Source organism: Paucibacter hankyongi (assembly GCF_037482915.1).
Classification (GTDB): Bacteria; Pseudomonadota; Gammaproteobacteria; order Burkholderiales; family Burkholderiaceae_C; genus Paucibacter_A; species Paucibacter_A hankyongi.
Genome location: NZ_JBBHJX010000041.1, coordinates 1 through 644, shown reverse-complemented (window position 1 = coordinate 644; position 644 = coordinate 1). Strand labels below are relative to the sequence as shown.

1 protein-coding gene is annotated in these 644 nt (G+C 59.3%); it reads left to right on the top strand.

Annotated elements, in window-relative coordinates; genetic code table 11:
* Positions 1-225: 225 nt before the first annotated feature.
* Positions 226-644 (top strand): IS110 family transposase (locus WG899_RS22290; protein WP_339597829.1); only part of this gene is annotated, 419 nt, incomplete at its 3' end.

Below are 644 nucleotides of genomic sequence, written 5' to 3'. Positions count from 1 at the left end.
CCTGATATCTACTCATTCCGCTCCGTCCGTGCTGACCGGAGCTCGCCGAAACGATCCCGCGATCCTCCTTGGGCCTAGAGCCCGAGGTAAAGACTGGGGCGTTTGGCGAATTCGACGCTGTAGCTCGAACGGTGTCTTGGGGCGCCGCCGGAATTGCCTCCAGCGGTGACCTCGCATATCAGGATGCGCAAGTCGAATGCCTTCAGCACCTTTTGGAGATTGCCGATGGTTTCCACGATTGGCTGCGACGTCAGCAAGAAGAAGTTTGATGCGGCCTTGATCGTCGCCCCGGGAAAATACAAGTCCAAAGTGTTCGAGAACAGCGTCGCCGGATTTGGCGCTTTCTTGGCGTGGATGGACCTCCACGCGCCTGGCGGCAAGTCGCAAGCCCATGTCTGCATGGAGTCCACGGGTGCTTATCACGAGCAACTGGCGCTCTACCTCCACGATCATGGCGTGAAGGTATCCATCGTGAATCCGCTGTTGGTGAAGCGTTTCATGGAGGCCGAAGGCCTGCGCAACAAGACCGATGGCGGAGATGCCAAGGCCATCGCGCGCTTTTGCGTGATGCATGAACCCCAACCCTGGGAAGCGCCAAGCCGTGGAGTTCGGGAGTTGCAAGCGCTGGTGGCGCGGCTGGATAC